Here is a 16411-nt window from a genome sequence, read left to right on the forward strand (position 1 = left end):
CCTGAACTTTTTAGCGAGATGAAAACCGGGTAATCATATTCAGTAGATTTTGTGACTCCTGAGCCAGATTTTCAGCATGCACATTCACCTTGTTGGCATTATTCACCACCATTTCAGCATCTGAACTGATTCTGACCACATTCTGATTAATGTCTTCACTCACCGCGCTCTGCTCTTCAACCGCAGTCGCAATCAAGGTGTTGAGTTCATTAAGTTTCTCCACACTTTCTTTAATAGAGCTCACAGAGTCAATAGAACCCTGAATATCCTGACGGCTTGAGGAGGCAGTATCTTTAGTCGTTTCCATACCCTTCACCACTTTGACGACAGAGCCATCCAGTTTAGAAATCAGGTTCGAAATTTCTTGGGTCGATTCCTGGGTTCGGGTCGCCAATGAACGTACCTCATCAGCAACAACAGCAAAGCCTCTACCATGATCACCGGCTCTGGCGGCCTCAATCGCGGCGTTTAACGCCAGCAGATTCGTTTGTTCAGCAATGTTACTAATCACATCTACAATAGGATTAATCGCACTGGAGTCAGATTCCAGTGTTTTAATATAGTCACTGATAGTATCAAAGGCTTTATCTAGGCTGGTTAAGCCTTTTACTGCTGTTTCAGATTTAGCCATACTTTGTTGCGTTAACTCATCAACATGATTCGCAGACTGAGAAGCCAAGCTAGCATTGCGTGCCACCTCTTGAATCGTGGAAGACATTTCTGTCATGGCGGTCGCCACCTGCTCAGTTTGTGAGGCCTGAGAATTAATTGATTCCATAATGGATTGTTGAGACTGATAGGTATCGCCAGCCGACTTATCAATATTCCCAGCCGAATCTTTCATTCTGACTAATATAGTATTCAATCTGGCATGAAGTAGTTTATTGACAAGAACAAGTTGAGCCACCTCATCATCCGCACCAGTGTAGACCATGCCCATCAGTGGGTTGTTGACCTCATTATTGGCTTCTTTAATCGCTCTATCGAGTGATGCAAAAATCCAGTTCTTGAGCAGAAGATACGTCGCCAGTCCACCCAACACAGCGATGAGCACTGGCAGGTAATAGGGCAATTGCTGAATGACACTGACTTGATTCAATACACTGGCGACAAAGGCACTCAGCACTACTGATAAGGTCGTTTTACTTTTTAAAGAAAGTCGGGTGAAGATATTACCGAGTTTAGGTTTTTTACCTTCGTTGATTTGTTTATAAAGCTGTTCTGCCCGCTTCACTTCCTGTTTTTTGGGCTTACTACGAACAGACTCATAACCTATCACTTTATCGCCATCAAAAATCGGCGTGACATAAGCATCCACCCAGTAATAATCGCCCGTCTTTGTGCGGTTTTTAACCATGCCCATCCAGTGTTTACCCGATTTTACAGTAGACCAGAGATCAGCAAACGCGGCTGGAGGCATATCAGGATGACGGATGACGTTATGATTCACATGCATTAATTCATCTGTCTCAAACCCACTGACATATTTAAATTCGCTATTAAAGCTGGTTATGATGCCTTTGAGATCGGTTGTAGAAATCAATGGGTTGTCGAAGGTAATTTCTTTATCCGTTACCGGCAGATTTTTTTTCATTGTACTTCACCCTGATGAAAGTGAATGGTAAATACGTATTGCATTTACTGGTATCGGCAGCTCACGGTTCTAACTTAAATGTTAACAACAAATTAATGCATAAGCTTTTTAGTTCGCAAGGTATTGTTGTTTTTAGACCGTAAAAATATTTAATAGGACACAAGCCATATCAACAAGTTTTAATAAAAATATAGGCTTTATGATAATTGGTAAGTCATATGAAAGCACCTCAAGTTGGTTTTGTTAGTCTTGGTTGTCCAAAAGCCCTCGTTGATAGTGAACGTATCATTACCAAGTTACGTTCAGAGGGTTATAACATTACCCCAAGTTATGATGATGCTGACTTAGTGGTGGTAAATACATGTGGTTTTATAGATTCGGCTGTTGAAGAATCTCTCGGTAGTATTGGTGAAGCCATCGCTAAAAATGGCAAAGTCATTGTAACAGGTTGTCTTGGCAGCTGTGATAACACCATTCGCGAACAACACCCTCAAGTTCTAGAAATTACCGGGGCTCACGCGCTCGAAGAAGTCGTCAGTGCCGTCCATAAACACTTGCCTCCACAACATGATCCTTTCCTTAGCCTGGTTCCACCAGAAGGCATCAAACTCACACCCCGCCATTACGCTTATCTAAAAATATCTGAAGGCTGTAATCACCGTTGTACCTTCTGCATTATCCCTTCTATGCGTGGGGATCTGGTCAGTCGTCCAATTCATCATGTAATGACTGAAGCAAAACGACTCGCTGATGCGGGCGTTAAAGAGCTTCTCGTTATATCTCAAGATACCAGTGCCTATGGTGTGGACGTGAAATATGAAGCACACGACTGGAACGGTCGTGAGCGAGCAACTCGTTTTTATGACCTTGCCGAAGCCCTGGGTGAGCTGGGAATTTGGGTAAGAATGCATTATGTCTACCCCTATCCTCATGTGGATGACGTTGTGCCATTAATGACGGAAGGAAAAATTCTGCCTTATCTGGATATCCCATTTCAGCATGCCAGCCCACGTATTCTTAAACTGATGAAACGACCAGCTTCTTCACAAAATAATCTGGAACGGATTCGTGCCTGGCGAGCAGTTTGTCCAGATATCACATTACGCAGCACATTTATCGTTGGTTTTCCTGGCGAAACCGAAGAAGAATTCCAAGAGTTACTCGATTTTCTTACTGAGGCACAACTTGATCGGGTGGGCGCTTTTGCCTACTCCCCGGTAGAGGGTGCCACAGCCAATGACTTACCAGATCAAATTCCTGAAGCGGTTAAGCAAGAACGTATTGACCGCTTTATGGCGCACCAAGCAGAAATCAGTGCAGCGAGATTACAATTGAAAGTGGGCCGCAAAAGCCGCGTCATCATTGATGAAGTCGTTGAAGAAGGCGCGGTGGGCCGTAGTGAAGCAGATGCGCCTGAAATTGATGGTCAGGTATTCATTGATGGCGCCACGCATCTTAAGGTTGGAGATATCGTCGACGTCGAATTTGAAGAAGCCGATGAATATGATCTTTGGGCGAAACTCATCTAAAATTCCAAATCAAATGCCTGATTGACTGCCTCCACTACCGAGTCAGCAATCATGGCATTGGCAGCATTCGCCTCAGCTTCATCTTCCGGTAGATACTTACCTGTACGCACCAGACACGCTTGAAGCCCGGCATCAACAGCACCAATCACATCTGAGGCCACATCATCACCTATCATCAGAACATCACTGGCAGCCATACCTAATGATGTAAGAGCCTCATGAAAAAACCTGGATGCCGGTTTGCCAATAATCTGAGCTTCCACATGGCTGGCGTATTCCAGAGCTTGAATGAATGGCCCTGCATCCAGTTGCAATTGACCTTCACTTTTAAAAAATCGGTTGCGTCCAATCCCCAGTAACGGTGCGCCATTCATAATTAATGAAAAGGCTTTGTTTAGATTGTCATAACTAAATAAATACGCTGCATCAGTGACAATCACCGCATTAGGTTGAGACTGTTCTAAGTCACTGAACTCTGGTGTTAAGTCGGGATGAATAAGACAAAATGGTCGATACCCCTTCGTCTGGCACAGGCGCTTAATAGCTAGGGGCGCTGTAAAGACTTCATCAGACTTGATATCAAATCCCATCTGTTTGAGTTCGTTCAAGACTGACTGGCAGGTAGCACGTGAGGTATTGGTCACAAAACGCATCGGAATGCCCTGACGCCTCAGTCGCTTAATGAGATCAACCGCGCCACTGATAGGCTGATTGTCAGTATGTAATACCCCACTAATATCAAACAAAATTGCTTTAGTCATAACAATGGCCTCCACTGTATGAGAGCAATGATTTGAGTATGCAATGCTTTTTAGCGGATCTCAATACTCAGACACGATCACTTATTCATCTTTATTTGGCATGATGGGCCAGTCTGCAGCATCAACTGAATCGAGTGGGTACTGATTGGCCTCGCCATGCCATTGGCGAATAAAGTGATGCTCAGGATCGTAGGTCGCCGTTTGTTTTTTCAGATTAAAATGACGTCCCCCACGCGGATCAGCGCCTACTCCAGCGATATATTGCCAATTGCCCCAGTTAGAGGCGACATCATAATCAACTAACTGCTGCTCAAAATAGGCCGCACCAAACCGCCAGTCCAGTTGTAGTTCATTGACCAAACAGCTGGCGACAATCTGACGACCGCGATTAGACATATACCCTGTTTGATTGAGTTGTTTCATGCAGGCATTGACGATGGGATAAGGGGTATTACCATGACACCATTTCTGATAACGCTCAGGATAAAAACAACACGATACGCGTTGTTTATTTATGCCTTCCGGTCTAAACAGTTTGTGCTGATAACGCTGTGCGTACCACTGGAAATATTCACGCCATAACAGCTCATAATAAATCCAATAGGTAGATTCATTGGCGACATTGTCTTTTTCATAACGCTGTAATCTGTCTATCAGCTTGCGAGGTGATAATGCACCACTGGCCAGCCAGGCAGACATTTTCGTGGAATTATCCCAACCATCTAATTCATTTCGAACCGTTTTATAGTGTTGAGGTAACTCAGAGGAAAAGTAGTCGTCTAAATGCTGAAGCGCTGCTTTTTCTCCACCATTGAAACCTTTATGTGAATCCAGCACATTCTCTGCTGTTCGTTTCAACCCTGTCACGGTATCAACAGGGGGTGCTAATTGTTGGGGCATCGCTACCGGTTTATCAATAGCTATGGTTTCACAAGCTTGTTTGAATTCTGTAAATGTCGTCGGCAAATGGTTCAAGCCAAAAGGCAACTGTTCAGGACGAAATAAGGTATGAGTCCAGATAGAATGAAACGCGATGCGTGGGAAATCAGCTCGAAGGTGATGCCACTGTCTTGTTTCAAATACCCCAACATGATGACTACGATAGACGACATCAATCTCATGATTTTTTATCAAAACAGAGATGGCTGAGACTGGATCGGTTGTCATCACAATCAACCGTTGCCCCCTGTTTTTGAGCTCTTTGGCTAAGTCATGCAAACATTGTTCGATAAATTGTCGGCGTATTAAGCCCATGGGCTTGGCATTAAGCCCCGTTTGTTTGAACCAGGCTGAGTCAAAACAAAATAAACAGATCAGTTGTTCACAGTTCAAACTGGCTTCAAGAAGTGCCGTGTTGTCATGAACACGAAGATCATGATTAAACCAATACAAACCTGTTTTATACATGTCTACTCCTAGAAACAGTTTCCATTCCGAAACTAGAGGGTTGAATGTCGATATTATGTGAAGTTAGTAGAACAAAAATGGACAATCAGCTTTCTTGCAACCAATAAAAACTAAAGGCCGGTATGACTAAGGCATTTTTGAATAAATCTGGACGCTGACCACTGAATAAGTCATAAAGTTGGCCATTTTGCGGATTTCCCCAGCTACCCAATTCGCTTAAATTTAAATGCTGAGGCTTATCGTTGAAGTTGGCAACCACCAGAACACGTTGATGTTGCTGCTGAATGCAATAACGCTCGAAGACAAATAGATGCTCATTACCTACATCAATGAGTTCACGATTATTGAAATCGGCGAACACATCAATTTCTTTACGTACTGAGATCATCCGTTTTAAGGCGGTAAATATTTCATATTGAGGATGGCCAGGCTGATTACGTAAATCTGCTTTATTCCAGTCAATAACAGGCCGATGTACCCAGCGTGAATCCCCTTTCTTGTATGGATCCTCAAGGTAAGAAACATCGTTAGTGGTACCCACTTCATCACCGTAATATAGAAGAGGAATCCCACCAAAGGACATAATCAAACTGTGCAAGAGTAAGATGATTTTGATTGAATCTTCGATTGCCTCAGGATCGCCAATTTCCAAGGCGTATTCCAAGCCGACCAGAGAGGCTAAAGAACCAGAAATACGAGCATCACCTGTTTTTTCATTTTCACCAAACGGCAAACCTCTAGCGTGAGAATGGTCAAAACGCCCCATGTAATAATCAATCAGAAACTTCCGATGTTGTGCTGGTTGGTATCCAACCAGTTCAATATCACGATCATCAAAGCCCAAACCTATATCATCATGGCAGCGGATATAATTCAGCCAGGTTGCTCGCTCTAATTTCACAGGCAAGCTCTTGATGCCTTGATTGAGTAACTTGGTATTTTTTGTGGCTACGGCATCCCACATCAAAGCCATATAAGTGGCGTTGTAGGCTATTTCACACTCTTTAGCAATTACCGCATCTTCACCAAAGTACTTGGTGACTTCAACCGGTGCGACAATCGCTTCAGCAATATATAAAACGCCAGGCGCTACCACTTGGCAGCAATCTTTCAGCAATTGCAAAATCAAGTGAGCTTCACGTTCGTTTTGGCAGGTACTGCCAATTTTCTTCCATAAAAAAGCAACCGCATCCAAACGCAGAATATCGGCGCCCTGATTGGCCCAAAACAGGATCACATCAAGCATTTCGATAAAGACAGTAGGATTAGAATAGTTAAGATCCCACTGATAACTATTAAACACCGTCATGACCCAACGCTGCATATCCTCATCCCAGGTAAAATTACCGGGTGACGTCTCTGGAAATACTTCAGGCATGCTCTGCTCGAACATATCTGGGACATTACGATTTTCAAACGTGTAGTAATAATCCTGAAACTTAGGATCACCCTCACGTGCTTTTTGCGCCCACTCATGCTCATCGGAAGTATGATTCAGCACCACATCCATGGTCAGTAAGATATCTCTGTCATGCATGCTGCGTGCGAGTTGATTCAAGTCTTGCAGACTTCCGGCACGCTCATCTATTTTCCGAAAGTCGCTCACGGCATAACCACCATCACTGCTGCCTTTTGGGCACTGCATGATTGGCATGATGTGTACTAAATTGACGCCAAGGTCCTGAAAGTAATTCAGATGGTCTTTCATGCCTTGCAGGTTGCCAGCAAAGCCCTGACTGTATAACGCCATACCTACCCAGTTCTGACTGAGAAACCAGTTATGATCGGCTTCACGCTCAATATCTTTCTGACGAAGATCTTCTGGTCGGCGAATATACTGCCACGCCATTGTTTCAACCAGTTTCTGAGACTGCTCCTTGAAGTCATCTCGATGACCGTATAAGCGCTCAAATAAGGAGTGTATAGCATAAAAATTTGCGCCCAACCGTGTGTAGAAATAGCGTAAATCCTGCTTTGAAATGCCCGCTTCAATTTCATTGAGGATATCGTTTAACAATGTATGGGCTTGCTGTTCGTACATGCTTAACCTTGTTTGAATTATTCTGAATAAGCGTTATTTGTAAAAATCTGGATTTTTACTGATGGCACCGCGTTGCGTCACCACCCGACAAGCGAAAGCTTGTGCTTTTTCTAATGTCGTTTCAATTGACCAGTCCGCTAAAAGACCGTGAATATACATGGCAGTAAATGCATCGCCAGCACCGACGGTATCGATAACCTGTTCATGTTGAGTAGGTGCGACTTCATGAAACTCACCATCTGTATCTCTCACGATAGCGCCTTTTTCTCCACGTGTCACAATCAACTGATCAAGGTGAAAGTGCATATGCATTCGTGTCATGTCCTGATACAAATCAGCAGATTGAAAACCGAGTTCATATAGCTCACTCTCATTGAGTTTTACCCAGCGAGCCTGCTCCAACCAATGATAGACCACCTCTTTCTGCCACCAGGGAGACCGTAAATTCACATCAACAAAAATATCCAGTGATGGGTTTTCCGTCAGTTTTTCCAATGTTTTATACGAGGTCTCATGTCGAGCGACTAATGTGCCATGGTAAAAAAATCCGGATAAAACCTGACTGGCTGACTCACCTAACTCAATAAAGTCCCAGGCACTATCTTCAGCAAATGTGTAGCTTGGCTCATCATCTTTTATGGTGATATCAACGCGCCCTGTCTGGTGCTGGTCGTCAATTTGTATAGCTTGCGTATTCATGCCCCAGCTATCCATCTCCGATAAGATGGTTTTGCCTAAGTCGTCATTACCTACCCGGCTGATAAAAACAGGAGAATCACCTAAGGCGTGCAGATGCCAGGCCACATTAAAGGGAGCACCACCAAGAACATTTTCTCCGGTAGGAAAACAATCAAATAAGGCTTCACCAAAAAGCGTTAGATTTGATGATGATGTCATGATGATGCCTCTTTATTGGTTTGCATAACAAAATGCGGTGCAAAGTGCGCCACGCCCTGTAATACCCCTGCAGCATAATTACCTTCATTATCTCGATGACTTTTCGCCAGGAATAAGGCTTCGGCATGACCATTATGTTTGGATAACTCTACTGCAGCCTGCTTTATTTCCGCGCTGGCATTATCGACCAGAACCGAGGGGATTTGACTGGTTAGAACAGGCAGGTCATTACCACTATCACCAGCAAAAATCACTTCATCCAATTGATAGTCTAGTTTGCGTTGTAAAAACTCAATGGCATGGAGCTTAGTTGCATGCTCAGGTAAGACATCCAACAGGCCGATATTTTTAGGTTCATCGACGCTCCAGAGAATACTGGCAGCGACATTAGCATCTTTCAAAAAGGCTTCAATACGGGCAATAATTGTATCTTTATCTAAATACAGTGGCAGGTAGTAACTCAGTTTATGGGTGTTTTGCTTGCTGCTTTCCTGTAAACGCAATTCTTTAATGGGTCGTAAAATGTGTTTCAGCTGAGCATGGGTTTTGCCATTCCAATCTTTATCAATCTCAGCTTCCCAATCCGCCATTTGTTGCCAACTGCCTTTACCTATTTGGTATATCTTGGTGCCAACATCGGTAATCGCAAAATCAGGAACGGGTAAGGCATAGTTTTTAATCGCCCGTTTCACCAGTGATACATGACGACCTGTGACATATGCTAGCTTGACCTCATCACGTTCACAAAAGTCCGAAAACTGTTTACGTGCATCAGCTGGCTCTGGCTGAAAGCCATTAGGAATGATGGTTCTATCCATATCCGTGCAGAGTAAAACTTTAGCTTGGCTCATGATGATGCTTTCTTCGTTTTGACATGATCAAAGAACTGGTAATGTTCGAGTGATTCCAAAATGCCTGCAGCAAATGGTTTGTCTGCGAAATAAATACGGTCAGTATCAATCAATTGTGATAACTCCTCATTATGTCTGTTTGCCACTACCGCAGCGAGCGTGTTGCCCCGCATCATATCTTCATCGGCACCGGAACCGCCGGCGACAAAAATATGTTCAAGTGGTATTTGCCAATGGTCGGCAACATAGCGCAGAGCCATCCCCTTTGATGCTCTAATCGGTAATATGTCTAAATATTGTCCAAAAGCCAGCTGAACATGAACCGATTGTTCCTCCTGATGTAACAGTCGTTTTATATCTTCAACATCTACCTGTTCAGGATCGATGTAATAACTCAGTTTAAATCGACTCTGTTCTGACTTTGGCTGCTTTTCTAATCCAGGATAGCCATCGAGCAACAGTCGTACTTTATGGGGCGTCCAGTGATAATCAATATGTTGAGCCCAAGACGTATCTGGCGTTAGCTTAGGTGCATAGTAGATCTCAGTGCCAGAACTGGTGATTAAAATATCAGGTTCAGGAATCTGATGTTTTTTCATCATTCTAAGGGCAACGTCCAAACGCCGGCCAGTCGCAATGGCAAATTTTGTGGTTTTGCGGTTTTCCCGAATCAGATTAATCAATTTATGTAACGACACATCGTCGCCGATAAGGTTCAAATCCAAATCGGTGAAAATAGCCTGTTCAGCATACACATGACTGGTTCGCTCAAGCGGCTTACGTTGAAGTAACTCAGCACGTTGAGCAAGTGGTGTCACCAAATCGATATAACGTTTAGCGTGTGCTTGCCATGAATAACACTTCGCTACCCCTTCCAGACCTTTGCTTGAATAGTCATCCCACACATCATTGTCTGTTAATAATTTCAATAATGCGTCTGTGATAGTCGATGATTCGAGTGGATCAATTAAAATCCCATTATGACAGTTACCAATAATATCTCTTGGCCCACCATCTTCCGTCGCCACAATTGGTACGCCCGAGGCTGCGGCCTCGATCAGAGTCAGACCAAAAGGCTCTGTCAGCGCCGGGTTTACAAACACCCCACCTGATGCCGCAGCAATACGATACATCAGAGGGACTTGCTCACGCTTGTGGTGCTTGGGCATGACCACTTTGCCATATAAATCGTATCGATCAATGGCTACAAAAAGCTCATGAAACACTTCTTGAGCCCCTGCTTCCAGATCATCAATATCATCACGATTACCAGCAATGATCACCAAATTTGCTAGTTGTTGCAGCCTTTCTGACTCACCATACGCTTCAATCAGCACGGTGATATTTTTGCGTTTATCAGGGCGGGATAAGGCCAGAATAATCGGTTTATGTGGGTCTGTGAGTTGGTGCGTCAGCTTTTGAAACAACTCACTTTCAAGTTCATTTCCTTCTGGCGGCTTGAACTGTTTGATGTTAGTACCAGGAGGAATAACACGCATTTGATCAGGTTGATAGTGATCATAAATTTCGTATTGTTCTTCGATTTCCTGGTGAGTACTGGTAATGACACGTTCGGCGGTGGCTAAAGTAATTTCCTCTGCTTCTATACGCCGAGTCATATTGTAAAGAGACTCTATTTGTTCAGTGGTTAAACCACTGGCCAATAACCTTCTTCGTTTGACCCGTCCTAAAGAATGGCCTGTATGGACAAGCGGAATGCCTAGCAGATTAGCCACATGAGATCCCACCAGGCCCGCGTCAGCATAATGGCTATGAATCAGATCAGGGACATGGTCTTGTTTTCTGAAAAAATCAGCCAGGTTGTCTGCAAACCCGTCCAGATGCTCCCATAAATGTTCTTTATAGATGTATTCTTCAGGCCCGGCATCTATTCGTACGATCCTGAATTTATCATTTACCTTCTCAATGGGTTCGGCATATTCAGCATCAACATGGCTGTCTATAACGCGACGTGTAACCAGATCTACCTGACAGACATTGGGAAGTTCAGAGAGTGCTTGAGCGAGTTCCAGAACATAGAGCGTTTGCCCTCCTGTATCAGCATCTCTGCCCAGTTCGAGATTATCAGCCCGTATGAGCCCATGCACACTAATTAGTGCGATATAAATCTGCTCAACCCCGTCAGCCATAAAACCTGCTTCTCCCTTTGTTGTGTATGTAAACGCAGATATCGTCTTACCATTGATACTATAGCATCACACTGTGTCAATAAAGATTAGCTTGGGTTAATTGCAGATTCTCTGTGTATTCGACTGAGACAAAACCAATCAAACTTAAATGGATTTTCGACCTGAAATGAGTCGTTTAAGCTTGGCACTTAAACGATGAAAGAAGCGATGTTTATTGCCTGCGGCTGCACTAGTCAGGAAGTTAATCTGTATGGACTGACGCTTGCCCTCAAAGGCCGGATAGCCATGCCAGCAGTTATCGGTCACTTTAAAAGCCACAAGACTACCTGGACCAGGCGTGACTTCATCCACATAGTCATTCATATCGTGACCATTTCGTAAGATTCTCAGTTTACCTGTATCGGCTTGCCAAGCTTCGTTAAGGTAGATAAGGATGGTGGCCACTTTGGTTTTAGAATCGGTATGGATGCGTCCATCTTTTTGTCTGGAATACCCTCTGAGGGTAATCATCATCGGCAAATCCATAACCTGTACATCAAACTTGTCACAAATGATTCGCCGAAATTCCGGGGTATCAATGGAGGTAATTAACGATTTAAAAGGTTCTTGTAAATCAACATCATCGATATTGTAGCTACCGCCATCTGAGATATCAGGAAAGCTTTTGATGATTGCTTGCACCTGTTCAGGATAAATAGATTGTTCTACCTTGAAATAGGGAAATGGAACCGTTTGTACGGGGGCTTTATCAAGAGATTCCAGTTGAATTACATTCGTCATTGTTTTGTCATCAAATCGTCACAAACTGCAAGATTATCACTCTCACCCAATAACATAAACTCCTAAAAATACAGCCTTCAGCGGTTAATCATCTAAAAGTTAGCTGGGTCAAGAACTTCTCCGAGAGACCTGTATCTAAAAAAATCATTTACTCGCTAATCAGCACTAAGGTTTATACTGCGTACGATTCTCATTTAGAACTGCACTCAAGATAAATGATTGATACAACCATCCTCGCTGGAGCCAATAAAAACGTGTTTAGATTTGACCGTCGTATAACCACAGGTCTCATTATCAGTTTGATGATGTTGTCATTTATTCATGCCGCACATGCAAACGATGCACAGAGTGATACGCGACAACTCATGCAGATAGCTGAGTATATCGGAGCAGATTACAGTGCTGCTGTGGCCAATGGTGAGGTGATCAACGAAGCTGAGTACAGCGAGATGACAGAGTTTTCTGAGCTTGCAGTGGAAAAAACCCGACAACTCGAGAACGGCCAACACGCGCTTGAAGCGGCACTTAAATTACAACAAGCCGTTACTAATAAACAAAACCCTGATGTCATTCATGCCATCACAGTGGATCTTCGGAATATCTTGATTAAGCTCTCACCGGACGTCTCTTTGCCCAGCGAATTACTGCCCATTCAACAAGTAAAACAGCTTTATCAGCAAAACTGCAGTGCCTGTCATGGTGCAATGGGTCAGGGAGATGGCACATTAGCGGCCTCTTTGGACCCCACACCGACAAACTTCACCGATAAAGATCGTGCCATGAACCGTTCAGTTATCGGTTTGTATGATGTCATCACCAATGGTATTGAGGGCACGGCTATGGTGGCGCTGTCTCACCTTGATGAGAAACAGCGTTGGTCACTGGCCTTTTATGCAGGTAGCTTGGCCTTTCAGGATCACACTGGCATGGCAACAGTACCCACAGCCATGACTATTCAGGATTTTGTCAGTAATAGCCCCCAGACATTACTCAATAAATACCCCACGCTTGACGATGACACAGTAGCTCAGCTTCGCTCACATCCTGAGCCGTTATTTGCATCAAATGATCCACTTGCCATGGCCAAACAACAACTGAAAGCGGCACATACAAGTTATCTATCAGGTGACTATAAAGCGGCACAAGCGCTAGCTGTCAGTGCCTACCTTGATGGCTTTGAACTGGCAGAAAATGCCTTGGATGCCTACGACCCACAACTGCGTAAAGACATCGAAAAATCAATGATGGCATTCAGACAATTAACGGCTCAGTCTGAAAAACAAGACGACATTACCGCACTGCTTGAACAAACCAATCATCAGCTTAGTCAGGCACAAGATTTGTTGTCTGCCGACACCTTATCGGACTCGACATTGTTTACCGCCAGCTTGGTGATTTTATTACGTGAAGGCCTGGAAGCTATGCTGGTTGTGTTGGCACTGGTCACTGTTCTAGTCAAAACGGAGCGTCGTGACGCGGTGAAATATGTGCATGCTGGCTGGGTTTTTGCCCTGATTGCGGGTGTCGCCACGTGGTGGGCAGCCCAAAATCTGATTAGCATCAGTGGTGCAAGCCGTGAAATCATGGAAGGTGTGGGCGCCTTGATGGCCGCTGTGATTCTATTCTATGTCGGTTTCTGGATGCATAGTAAAACAAACGCGGTGGCTTGGCAGGCTTATATTAATCAACACATTCATCGACACTTGAGTACAGGTACGCTGTGGGGATTAGCAGGCCTGTCGTTCATTGCGGTGTATCGTGAAGTGTTTGAAACAGTCCTCTTTTATCAAGCACTACTTACCCAATCAGCTTCATCACAATCCATGTCTATCGCCACAGGTTTTGTTACGGCTGTAGTGATTTTAGGCCTGTTATTCTGGCTGTTTGTTAAATACTCATTACGCTTACCTATCAGAACATTCTTCACTTTCAGTACCTATCTGATGCTGGCTTTATCATTTGTATTGATAGGTAAAGCGGTGGCCGCCCTGCAGGAAGCTGATTTGATCAGCATTTCTTCATTACCCGTTGATTTTGCCTTGTCCTGGCTTGGTATTTATTCAACATGGGAGGGATTGTCAGCCCAGCTGGTAATCGTGATGTTGTCTTTGCTTATTCTGATGGGCATCAGACCTTTCGGTAACAAAGAAACCGCTTAAACATCAACATAAAAAAAGCCCGCTTTCGCGGGCTTTTTTTTGCACGCTGTCTAGATTAACTCAATCTGACTTCAACCAAATTGTCAGTAAATGTTGGGGCATGGCCCATATCCACAAACTCAGCTGAACTGACACAGTTCACCGTGCCTTTGTTCAATTGTCGCCAATATCCCAGTGTCGCCACGACGATTCCGGGACTGACATCATCTGTAATTTGAGCAAGTGCTTCAAATTTACCCCGGTCATTAAATACGGATACCACATCACCACTTTGAATATTTCGCAGGTCGGCATCCACTGGACTTATCATGACAAACTGTTCACCTTGGCCTTTTATTTTGTTGTCCATATTGGCGTAACAAGAATTCAGAAAGCCGTGGCTTTTGGGCGAAATGATGTTCAATGGGTACTTTTCAGCCAATGCCGGATTGCTCTCGTGCGTCTCTCTTGATGGCACATAATCTGGCAAGCTATCTAATGACTCACCTGGCTGGAAGCCTTCGTACATCTGCCGGAACGGACCAGCCACAAAGTTGGTAGCCCCTTTCACTTCCAGTTCACACTTTCCACTCGGTGTGGGGAAATTCCCATGGCGATGTGGGGCACGATCATCTTTGGTACCTACTTTTAATTTAGCAAAGCCATGTTGGCGTAAATAAGCCAAATCAATGCCTTCACATGCCGGTGAGTCCCAATCAACATAGTTCTCAAGACACTCACTATCCGACCAGCTAAAGTTGGCTTCTTGATAACCCATTCTGGCTGCCAATCGTCTGAAAATCTCATTATTTGGTATCGCTTCACCCGGCGAGTCCACACACTTTTCATTATAGGTTAGATATAAGTGGCCCCATGACAGCACCATATCTTCCATCTCTGCGCCCATAGAGGCAGGTAGCACGATATCAGCATAAGATGCGGTATCAGAAAGGAAATGTTCAGCCGACACCAGAAATAGATCTTCACGCATCAAACCTTCAACAATTTTGTCAGTTTCGGCCGCTTGCGTGACGGGATTGGCATTCCAGCACATCATCGATTTAATCGGTGTATCGAGCCCCAATTCTCCTGTTAGTGCGCGCCCCAGTTGTATCGCATTTACGACCGGCGTGCCTTCCGGAATCAGATCCGGACGCGAAATAACATCAAACTTATAAGGATGCTCCCAGACAGGAAACTGTAATGCACCACCACCAACATGACGCCACGCGCCGGTTAATGCAGGTAAACAGGTGATGGCACGAATTGCTTGACCACCACCATAGTTACGTTCTACAGCCACACCCAAGCGAATAGCTGCTGGTTGGGTAGAGGCAAACTCGCGCGCCAACTGACGAATATCTTCCGCAGCCACACCCGTTATCGAGGCAGCCCATTCTGGTGTTCTGGTTTTGGCTCTTTCAGATAAGGCCTCAAACCCCACTGTGTAGTTGTCGATATAGTCTTGATCCTGAAGTCCTTCTTCAATAATCACATGTATCATAGCCATGGCTAAAGCACCATCAGTGCCGGGTTTAGGCGCAATGTGCCAATCCGCTTCTTTCGCTGTTTTGGATTTATAGGGATCGATAACGACGACTTTGGCGCCCTGCTTCTGGGCATCTTTGACAATGTGCCAATGGTGGACATTGGTACTCACCGAATTACATCCCCAGAGGATGATGTATTTAGAATGGATAAAACTCTCAGGGTCGACCCCAGCTGTTGGCCCCACTGTCAGCAACCAGGCTGTACAAGAACCTTCGCCGCAAAAAGTCCGCTCACAAACGGTTGCGCCCATTTTGTTAAAAAAAGCATCGCCGCCATTTAAGCCATGCACCAGCCCCTGATTACCCAGATAGCTATAAGGCAAAATGGCATGAGGACCATACTCGTCGATAATCGCTTTCCAGCGGCTGGTGATCTCATCAAGTGCTTCATCCCAACTAATGCGTTCAAACTGCCCACTTCCCTTGGGCCCGGTTCGGCGCATGGGGTGAAGCAGACGATCCGGATGATAGTGACGCTTTTCATAATCTTTGAGTTTGACGCACAACCCACCTCGCGTCATTGGATGTTCTTTATTGCCTTTAACTGAGGTCAGTTGACCATTTTCAACCTCATACACCATGGAACAGGTATCAGGACAATCATGTGGACAGCCACCATGATGCGTCGTTTTTAATACGCTTGCCATTTTGCTCTCTCCTTCTCTGATGTGTTTTTATTTTTTTATTATTCATCTGACTATACACCAGTTGAG

Annotated in this window: 11 protein-coding genes; 2 read left to right on the forward strand and 9 right to left on the reverse strand. The window is 44.5% G+C overall.

Translation table 11 applies throughout. The features are described 5' to 3' along the window. Positions 1–10: 10 nt before the first annotated feature. On the reverse strand, positions 11–1594 hold the full coding sequence (locus B3V56_RS05970; RefSeq protein WP_289284058.1) for a methyl-accepting chemotaxis protein: 1584 nt from the start codon (positions 1592–1594) through the stop codon (positions 11–13). 218 nt (positions 1595–1812) lie between these two features. Here B3V56_RS05970 and rimO point away from each other — a divergent pair, with 218 nt between their 5' ends. Beyond that, on the forward strand, positions 1813–3123 hold the full coding sequence (gene rimO, locus B3V56_RS05975; RefSeq protein WP_289281462.1) for a 30S ribosomal protein S12 methylthiotransferase RimO: 1311 nt from the start codon (positions 1813–1815) through the stop codon (positions 3121–3123). Here rimO and B3V56_RS05980 read toward each other — a convergent pair. The 7 genes from B3V56_RS05980 to B3V56_RS06010 all read right to left on the reverse strand — a co-directional run bounded on the left by B3V56_RS05980 (position 3120) and on the right by B3V56_RS06010 (position 12010). Then, positions 3120–3884, reverse strand: a complete 765-nt coding sequence (locus B3V56_RS05980; protein ID WP_289284059.1) for a TIGR01458 family HAD-type hydrolase — start codon at positions 3882–3884, stop codon at positions 3120–3122. The genes rimO and B3V56_RS05980 overlap by 4 nt on opposite strands. An 81-nt stretch (positions 3885–3965) precedes the next feature. Further along, the gene (locus B3V56_RS05985; protein ID WP_289281460.1) at positions 3966–5291 is read right to left on the reverse strand and encodes a DASH family cryptochrome; all 1326 of its coding nucleotides are present in this window, start codon (positions 5289–5291) and stop codon (positions 3966–3968) included. Positions 5292–5376: 85 nt separating this feature from the next. Next, positions 5377–7332, reverse strand: a complete 1956-nt coding sequence (locus B3V56_RS05990; protein WP_289281459.1) for an alpha-amylase family glycosyl hydrolase — start codon at positions 7330–7332, stop codon at positions 5377–5379. A gap of 33 nt (positions 7333–7365) precedes the next feature. Then, positions 7366–8229 carry a carbohydrate kinase family protein gene (locus B3V56_RS05995; RefSeq protein WP_289281458.1) on the reverse strand — a complete coding sequence of 288 codons (864 nt, stop codon included), beginning with the start codon at positions 8227–8229 and terminating at the stop codon, positions 7366–7368. Then, on the reverse strand, positions 8226–9080 hold the full coding sequence (locus B3V56_RS06000; protein ID WP_289284060.1) for an HAD-IIB family hydrolase: 855 nt from the start codon (positions 9078–9080) through the stop codon (positions 8226–8228). The genes B3V56_RS05995 and B3V56_RS06000 overlap by 4 nt, the downstream gene beginning before the upstream one ends. Beyond that, entirely contained in the window at positions 9077–11230 is a 2154-nt protein-coding gene (locus B3V56_RS06005; RefSeq protein WP_289281455.1) for an HAD family hydrolase, read from the reverse strand. Before B3V56_RS06005 ends, B3V56_RS06000 begins: the two co-directional genes overlap by 4 nt. 144 nt (positions 11231–11374) lie before the next feature. Beyond that, positions 11375–12010 (reverse strand): 2OG-Fe(II) oxygenase, encoded by a 636-nt coding sequence (locus B3V56_RS06010; protein WP_289281454.1) that lies wholly within the window; start codon positions 12008–12010, stop codon positions 11375–11377. Positions 12011–12225: 215 nt separating this feature from the next. Here B3V56_RS06010 and B3V56_RS06015 point away from each other — a divergent pair, with 215 nt between their 5' ends. Continuing rightward, complete coding sequence (locus B3V56_RS06015; protein ID WP_289284061.1) at positions 12226–14169, forward strand: cytochrome c/FTR1 family iron permease; 1944 nt, start codon at positions 12226–12228, stop codon at positions 14167–14169. Positions 14170–14224: 55 nt separating this feature from the next. Here the strand turns inward: B3V56_RS06015 and B3V56_RS06020 are convergent, their stop codons facing one another. Next, a complete protein-coding gene (locus B3V56_RS06020) occupies positions 14225–16345 on the reverse strand; it encodes a molybdopterin-containing oxidoreductase family protein (protein ID WP_289281471.1) in 2121 nt (706 codons plus the stop codon). Positions 16346–16411: the final 66 nt, after the last annotated feature.

The organism is Methylophaga sp. UBA2513, from assembly GCF_002341285.1.
Taxonomy (GTDB): Bacteria; Pseudomonadota; Gammaproteobacteria; order Nitrosococcales; family Methylophagaceae; genus Methylophaga; species Methylophaga marina.